Consider the following 7,853-nt stretch of genomic DNA (forward strand, 5'->3'; position numbering starts at 1 on the left):
CCTTTCCCGCGTCAGCCGGAAGCAAAGGTATAACACACTAGACTTTGCAGAGCAAAATCGTGTGCCAACAGGGATGCTTCTCGCCCCTATTGGAAACCCAGAGCCAAGGGGATATTCCCCTCTGGACACCCCATATTTTCTTCGCAGGTTGGTACCAAAACTGTGAAAGGCAGTTTGTCACCGGTGCGAAGAAAAAGCAAAAGGAAGCATCTGCGCTCAGATCGTGAGAGCGTAAATCTTCCTTTTGGTGCTGGCAATCTGAAATTTTTAGTGTAATTTCAGATTATCAGCAATCTGCTGCGGCAGAGATCAGTTTTACGAAGCATTACAAAGTGAGGATATTGAGATGAGTAAAAATAACGATTGGTTTTCGTCCCTACAACGCAGCAATGAAGTAATGAAACGCCTGTGTGGTGCAACAACTGCATTGTCTCAGTTGGCTGAAAGTGCTGCGTGGATTAAAATAAATCGCTTGGATCAAAATCTTTTTGCTGCTGCAGATTCTGCAACTGCAGCCATTTCCCGAATGGATAACTGGTACAAGACGACTTCGTTTGATGCACAAGCACACACTCTCAGTTTATTAGGCGAGTCCCTTTCTGCTGGGTATATGGCAGCGACGAAATTTGCCGCTACACCTACAGTTTTAGACGGGTTGAGAAAAATTGAACAGGCTATTTCAATAACTCCATCAGGTGCTTTTTCTGCTATGGATCAGATGACCAAAGCTTTAAGGATGTATCAGACACCAGACATCATTCAGCATATAAATAGTGTTTTGTCTAATTTACCGTCATTTGATTCTGCCATTTTAGAAACAGCAAAATCGTTAGATTTGTCTGATATTGAAATCCATGATGATGGCGCAATTATTTATGATGGTGTGAGATACGATTCTGAACGAATAGCCACCGTGTTAGATACACAGATTGAAGTTGCAAAGAAACCTACAGTACGGGAACAATTTGAAGCACTCAAGCAGCGGTTATGGTTATTACTCTTAATCCTGAACATAATCATGTTTCTGCCACAAGTGCCGGAGACAGTGGAATTCTATTGCGATGCCGTTGCTCAAATGCAAGACATACTGGAAGAAAAGAGTCGTATTTGTTTCACAATTAAGGAACGTTCTATTTTACGAGAAGAAGCAAGCTCTACTGCTGCTCGTATCCGATACCTCCCGTATGACACACCTTTAGAAATTATTAGTGACATTCCCCGTTGGTATCAAGTGACGTACACTGATGAAAATGGCGCTGAGATTACCGGGTGGATATCCAAAATCAGCGTAGAGTTGGAGGGATAACATGGAAAGCGTAAAAGCCTCTGAAATAATAGCTAAATACTATCGTGCGGTCTGCGATGCATATCGTCTCGGAAATGTTGAGTCATCTTATAACGCACCAATAATGGCTCTGTTCACAGATATTGGATGTGCTGCCCGTGATTTGTCTGGTGAGCGTAAAGGTCAAACTGGAGAAAATATTGATATTAAACTGTGGCACATCGAGGAAGAAGTTACAGAAACCGAACCGTTTGCTGGCGTTGAAGTTAAAAAAGTTGGAGGTATTGACAAGCGAGCCCTCTCCCAGATCAAAATCGAAGCTGATCAGTATGGCAATGCTGTTTTAACTGATAATCTTGAATGGCGTTTTTGGCGTGCTGGTGATACGGAGATGTATACCGGTCTGCGAATTATGGAATTGGTCGATGGAAAGCTAGTTCTGAGAGAAGACAATATCGAACTGTTTTTTAGCCTTTTAGAAGATTTTTTGCTTCGTGACCCTGCACAAATAAAATCATCTACTAAGCTGGCTGAGTATATGGCAATGCACGCCCGTACAATACGCAGCATTATTTCTGGTATTCTTAAAGATGATGGTACTGGGCAACCGCTCTTGACTGATAATCAAAAGAAGCTGCCTATGTTCATGGAGCTATACGGGTTATATCGCAGGATTAAATCTGACCTTCGTCCCTTAATGAACACTCGTGAGTTTGCAGATATGTATGCCCAGACTATCGTTTATGGGTTATTTATTGCCAGGTATAATGACACAACGCCGGATTCATTTGATAGGTATGAGGCCATCAAATATTTGCAAGAAGAATCTGAACTTCTCAAGCAGTTCTTTTTACATATTGCAGGAAGTGGAAGAAAACATCCCACCCTTGAAGGTGTTATTGATAAGCTATGCTCTTTGTACCGCATTTGTAATATTTCTAATTTGCTGGAAAGAGACGAGAAGAAAGATACGATCATCCACTTTTACGAGGAATTTTTGACTTTTTATGACCCGGCATTAAGAAAATCTCTTGGCGTTTTTTACACACCAGTTCAAGCTGTGCAATACCTGATTTCCTTTGTAGATAAAATTTTGGTCGAAGATTTTGATATTGAAGGTGGGTTGTCTAATAACGAACAGATCACAACGAAAGTTCCGTGTGCGCCATACAAGATAACGAAAAACAAGTGGTCAGACGAGATGACAATTTCCGTACCCCGTGTAGCCATTCTAGATCCAGCCTGCGGTACTGGCTCTTTTGGTGCGGAAATTATCAAATACATTAAAAACACATATTTTTCTGGTGCTCGGTCAGTATTTTACGAAAACTATATTCAGCAAGAGAACGGCTTGCTTTCCCGCTTAATTGGGTTTGAGATTATGATGACGAGCTATGTTGTTGCACACTTGAAGATTCGTCGTACCATTGATGAAACACTTGGTCATTTGCCGACAACTCAGCTTCCCACAAACATTTTTTTGACCAACACTCTGACACCGCCCATGTCCGATTTGGAACGTGGAGAACAATTGACCTTGTTTGATTTTTCGGCTGCCATAACAGAGGAAGCCTATAATGCTGATACATGGAAAACACGCCGCCCAATTAAGGTGATTATTGGTAATCCCCCATATTTGGCAGCATCTACAAACCCATACGACATTTCAGCATACAAGACTGAAACAGATGGAGTAACCGACTTCGGTGAAAAGAAACACTGGCTGAATGATGACTACGTAAAATTCTTCCGTTTTTCCGAACAGATCATTGATAAGAATAAAGAAGGTGTACTCGCCTTTGTATCTAATAATGGGTATCTAGATAATCCGACCTTTAGAGGTATGCGTGGTAGCCTTCTGCGAACCTTTGATAAAATTTATATTGTGAATCTTCACGGTAGTGCCAACAAAAAGGAAACTGCTCCAGATGGAAGCAAGGATGAAAACATCTTTGACATTATGCAGGGGGTTTCTTTGTTTATTGGTGTCAAGAAAACTAAAAAAACCGATTGGGCAAAGGTGTACTACACGGATATTTGGGGAACTCGAGAAGCGAAATTTGAAGCCTTGGCCAAGGGCAACCTGGTTTTCTCTCAGTTGAAGCTAGATCAAAAGATGGCGTATTTTATTCCATTTGGAAGTAATGATAAGGAAGCCTATGATAAAGGTGTTAGCGTAGCCGAACTGTTCCCAGTAAATGTGACAGGGATTGTCTCTGGTAATGACGGAGTATCCATTGCTCCTACCAAAGCTGAATTGATTAGGAGAATGGACATTGTTAAGAATGCCACAGAAGAAAAAGATATTTTCGATTTATGGGGCAGATTTAGCCGTGGACAAACAGCTGAGAAAATCCAAAATGATGTATTGTCCGGAGGCACTATAACTCCGATTTCATTTCGTCCGTTTGATTCTCGTTGGACATATTATTCTGGGAATTCTTGTGGATGGGTTCTTTGGCCCCGAGAAAAGAGTACGATGGGACATTTACTGGCAGAACCAAATAGCCCGATTGGAGCGAATATCGGTTTGGTCTTTTGTAAAACTTCCAGAAGCTTCTTTTCTCCATTTGTATCACAAAATATTATTGCCCATCGGCTGTTCTCAGCTATGTGCGAGATTACCTATATTGCCCCACTTTATCTCCGCTCTGAACCTGGACTGACTGGCGAAAGCTGGACTGCCAATTTGGACGACGAAGCACTCAATAAATTAACGCAATATCTGTCTAAGAAGCCAGAGCCAATAGAGATATTTGATTATGTGTATGGTGTCTTACATGACCCTGTATATTGTGAGAAATATGAACAGTATCTTTGCAGGGATTTTCCTCGTGTCCCAATCATCAACACACCGGAGAAAGAACGGGACGAAGGGGAATTTTATGTTAGCGAAGAACTATATCGAGAGTATGTTTCTGTGGGAGAGCGATTGAGAAAGCTGCATCTAATGCAAATCAAAGCCCCAGCAGAACTTGCTCTTGAACCAAACACTCCTGATGACATGGAAATCGGAGCCATCAAATATAAAAATGGCGTGCTTCAGTTAAATGCTAATAAACGTATCACCGGCATTTCCCAAGAAGCATGGAAATATCAAATTGGTGGGCATCAAGTGTTGGACAAGTGGTTTAAGGAACATAAGGGCGAAACACTCACTATTGATTCCTATACTCACATTGAAAATGTGGTGGGACTGCTTGAGGAAACAATCAAATTAAGAGAATATCTGCGGAGTTTACACTAAGCTATATTAATCTCTAAAGAGGAGCAATAGAATGAAACAATTCTTATACTTGGATACTGATATTGTCAATTCCATCATCGCTCAATCAGAAAAAGGGCTTGTACAAGAGCAATCTGAAGAAAGCGAAAACAACAAGACTAAAAGCACTCATGTCAGCGGAGGCATGGAAGGATCTGGAGCAGCAGAAGGTTCTTTCCTTAAACTAGCAAAAGCGGAAGCCAGCCTTTCTCTATCTGGTGAATTAGGAAAAGAATGTGTTTCTGCAACAACGTCCAGGGAAATTATATCTAAAGTTCTTCATGATGCTGCGTTTGATATTGCGTATACTTATATTCAACCTAAGAAATTTTCTGTTGGGGAAAACAACTCAGATGAGTACGGAGATTATGTGGAATTAACTCGTGTTTTCGATTTTGTGGATATGGATTATCTTGAAAATCTGTTTTCCAAAAACGGTTTGGTTGACTTTCTCAAAAAAACTTCCAAAGAGAAAATTGAAACAGAAGTAAGCAAAGCAACAGATGGAATGAACCGAGAGCAACTTCGTACTACTGGAAAGGCAATAAAAAGCGAACTCAAAAGACTTATTGCCGATAGCGATAAACAGTATGATGATATTCATGATATCATTGTTGCATTTCGTCAGCTTATGCCGTACACTCGTATGTTAATCTCACGTGACGGATATCTAATCCCAATGGATGACCAATATTTTCGAATTAATCCGAATAATTTGGGGTTCAAATATGGTGGAGAAATCACATGTGTTGGTATGATTACAAACATTATTGGTGCGGATACAGACCCCAATGATCCTAAAAATATATTTGCTACACTCCAATTTACTGTTAATGAGGTGTTGCGCACAATCTTGCCTACAGATGCACAGAATTTATGTGTCATCCATCCAATAGCGGTATTTTATAGGGTGTAAACAAATCTTTAGAGATTAGCACAAAACATAAAAACAGCCCACCGATCATCTGACCGGTGGGCTGTCCTACGACTATTTTGTTCAATCCATCAACCGATGTTCCGGTGTGCCGTTCACATATTGTGCCAAGTCGCCGCCAAGAACCAGCTGCGCATACTCCAACGGCCTGTTGTAGATGAGCCAGTCCAGTTCCGACCTCTGATACATATTGTCAACTACTTCATTCTCCACAGCGATCGTGTCAATGGAAATCATGCTGCCATCGACAAATTTCAGTTCAACACAGGCAGTATCCATATTGAACTCACAGGAAATCAAGCGCTCCATATTCGTCACCTCAAATCATCCCGAAGTGCTTCAATGCCTCCTTGATTGCTTTTTCTTTCTCCGGCGGGCATTGGGGCTGCCTGGCATCCTCAGACTTCGGCTTGTTGTAATTCTCACGCTCGATGATACCGCATTTCTGCTTCACCTGTGCGATATACAAATTGCTTACCTTCAAGCCGCAATGCTCCAGCACATAATTCTTAATCTCTTGGTAGGTAGCTTTCTTCTCCGCATCGGTCAAATCCAACTCGTCCATATCCAGCTCAACTTCAATATGCTGAGTCGATTTTAGTTTGGACAATAAACATACCGTCTCGACAGTTGTTTCAGTTTCCAAGGGAAGTTCTTTCACTTCCTCGCCATCAACAGGCACAGGGAAGTTGAACACAATCTTTCTTATCCAGCTTCCGTCTTTCCTTTTCTCCGGGAACATCTCAATTCGCTCGATAAAGGCTTTCATAAACTCTTTCTGTTCCGCTTCTGTTGCGGAATGGTAGACTTCATCAAATGCCAGTAAGAGCCGATAGATATTGTTACCGGAGATTTTCTCCTGCTGAATGCTGCGGATTTGACCTTGCAATTCGCCAATCTGAACTTCGATATCCTCTATTGTATCATACTGCTCATCATAGCGGCGCTGCAAGTCCAAAATCTTTCTGTCATAGTGGGCATCGTTGATGTCCAAGGTGTCCATCTGACGCTCCAAGCGGCTTTTCGTTCCAAAGGCTTGCTTCAACTGTCCTTGCAGGACGGCGATCTGCTTTTCCATATCCTCTGTATCAACAGCCGAGCCGATTTTCGCCTGAATCGCTTCTACAAACCGGGGATTGTTGACCATAGCGGATATAATCTTAGCCACAAACTTGTTGATCTCCGTCTGCTCGATATTCAGTCGGAAGCTGCACTCATGTCCGGTAGGTGTTACCGTGTTTTTGCAGTAGTAATAATATCTCGTTTTCTTGTCCTTGCTGTGAGCCCTGGCGATATTGCCGTACATACTCTTTCCGCAGCATGGGCATTTCAGAATGCCGGACAGGATGTGTGCATGATCTGGATTGTTGACCTTTTCCCGCTTAAAGGAATTGATCTTACGCTTTTCCTGTGCCAGATACCAATCTTCTTCCGAAATGATGGCTTCGTGCTGTCCCTCATAAATCGGGAACTCCGACTGCTCAACTACGTGCATCTCATTTCTTGTGCCTTGCTTCTTTTCCGTCCTGCGTCTGCCATAGGCGATCTTTCCCATGTAAACGGGATTGTCCAATACATCCTGCACGAAGTTCCTTGAAAATCCGGGAATGGTATTGTTCTGCCGCAGTTTCTTGATAAAGCCGTTGCGGTTCAGATATTTAGCAACCCCGGCAACGCCCTCGTTGGTGTGAATGTAGCGGTCATAAATGACACGGATTACTTCCACTTCATCCTCCGCAATGACCAAATCTCCGTTTTCCAGTTTGTAGCCATAAGGAGCGAAACCACCGTTCCACTTGCCCTCACGAGCCTTTTGCTCACGTCCTGCCATTGTCTGGGTGCGGATATTCTCTCGCTCTATTTCTGCCACCGCAGACAGCACGGAAATCATCAGCTTTCCGGCATCCTTTGAACTGTCGATGCCATCCTCCACGCAGATCAGATTGACACCGAAATCCTGCATGAGCTGCAAAGAGTTCAGAACATCCGCCGCATTTCTGCCGAATCGGGACAGCTTAAAGACCAGCACATAGGAAACGCCGTCCTTGCAGTCCTGGATGTCATTCAGCATCCGTTGGAAGTCCTGCCGCCCTTGGATATTCTTTCCGGAAAATCCCTCGTCAGAATACTCCCCGGCAATAACCATATCTTCGTATGCCGCATACTTCCTCAGCTTGTCACGCTGGGCATCCAAGCTGTACCCGTCAACCTGCATAGAGGTGGACACTCTTGTATAAATATAGCATTTAAGTTGTTTCTTTTTCAGAATCTCCACCTCCCTCATTCATTTCCTTTACCATAAGTCCCTCGTTGCGGATATAATACTCCAAAAGCCACAGCACATAATCCGGTGCATGGCGGTGGGGGGG

The 7,853-nt window shown here is 42.8% G+C and carries 5 protein-coding genes; 3 read left to right on the top strand and 2 right to left on the bottom strand.

All coding sequences use genetic code 11. The annotated features are described in order from the left end of the window. Nucleotides 1-346: 346 nt before the first annotated feature. From QZ135_RS23915 to QZ135_RS23925, 3 genes are read left to right on the top strand one after another with little or no spacing between them, the layout of a single operon-like run. A complete protein-coding gene (locus tag QZ135_RS23915) occupies nt 347-1,306 on the top strand; it encodes an SH3 domain-containing protein (protein WP_294615504.1) in 960 nt (319 codons plus the stop codon). Nucleotide 1,307: 1 nt separating this feature from the next. Beyond that, a complete protein-coding gene (locus tag QZ135_RS23920) occupies nt 1,308-4,532 on the top strand; it encodes a type ISP restriction/modification enzyme (RefSeq protein ID WP_294615506.1) in 3,225 nt (1,074 codons plus the stop codon). A 31-nt stretch (nt 4,533-4,563) separates the two neighbouring features. After that, the gene (locus QZ135_RS23925) at nt 4,564-5,466 is read left to right on the top strand and encodes a hypothetical protein (RefSeq protein ID WP_294615507.1); all 903 of its coding nucleotides are present in this window, start codon (nt 4,564-4,566) and stop codon (nt 5,464-5,466) included. An 81-nt stretch (nt 5,467-5,547) separates the two neighbouring features. Here QZ135_RS23925 and QZ135_RS23930 read toward each other — a convergent pair whose 3' ends face one another. Both QZ135_RS23930 and QZ135_RS23935 read right to left on the bottom strand, forming a co-directional pair. Then, nucleotides 5,548-5,793, bottom strand: coding sequence for a DUF6061 family protein (locus tag QZ135_RS23930; RefSeq protein WP_294615508.1), 246 nt, complete (start codon nt 5,791-5,793; stop codon nt 5,548-5,550). Nucleotides 5,794-5,803: 10 nt separating this feature from the next. Beyond that, nucleotides 5,804-7,759 carry a recombinase family protein gene (locus QZ135_RS23935; protein ID WP_294615509.1) on the bottom strand — a complete coding sequence of 652 codons (1,956 nt, stop codon included), beginning with the start codon at nt 7,757-7,759 and terminating at the stop codon, nt 5,804-5,806. Between the last annotated feature and the right edge of the window lie 94 nt (nt 7,760-7,853).

This window comes from uncultured Bacteroides sp. (assembly GCF_905207245.1).
Classification (GTDB): domain Bacteria; phylum Bacteroidota; class Bacteroidia; order Bacteroidales; family Bacteroidaceae; genus Bacteroides.

Bases quoted from the DNA above. Each gene is read 5' to 3' on its own strand.
- QZ135_RS23930 (WP_294615508.1), bottom strand. From the start codon at position 5,793: ATGGAGCGCTTGATTTCCTGTGAGTTCAATATGGATACTGCCTGTGTT.
- QZ135_RS23915 (WP_294615504.1), top strand. From the start codon at position 347: ATGAGTAAAAATAACGATTGGTTTTCGTCCCTACAACGCAGCAATGAA.
- QZ135_RS23925 (WP_294615507.1), top strand. From the start codon at position 4,564: ATGAAACAATTCTTATACTTGGATACTGATATTGTCAATTCCATCATC.
- QZ135_RS23920 (WP_294615506.1), top strand. From the start codon at position 1,308: ATGGAAAGCGTAAAAGCCTCTGAAATAATAGCTAAATACTATCGTGCG.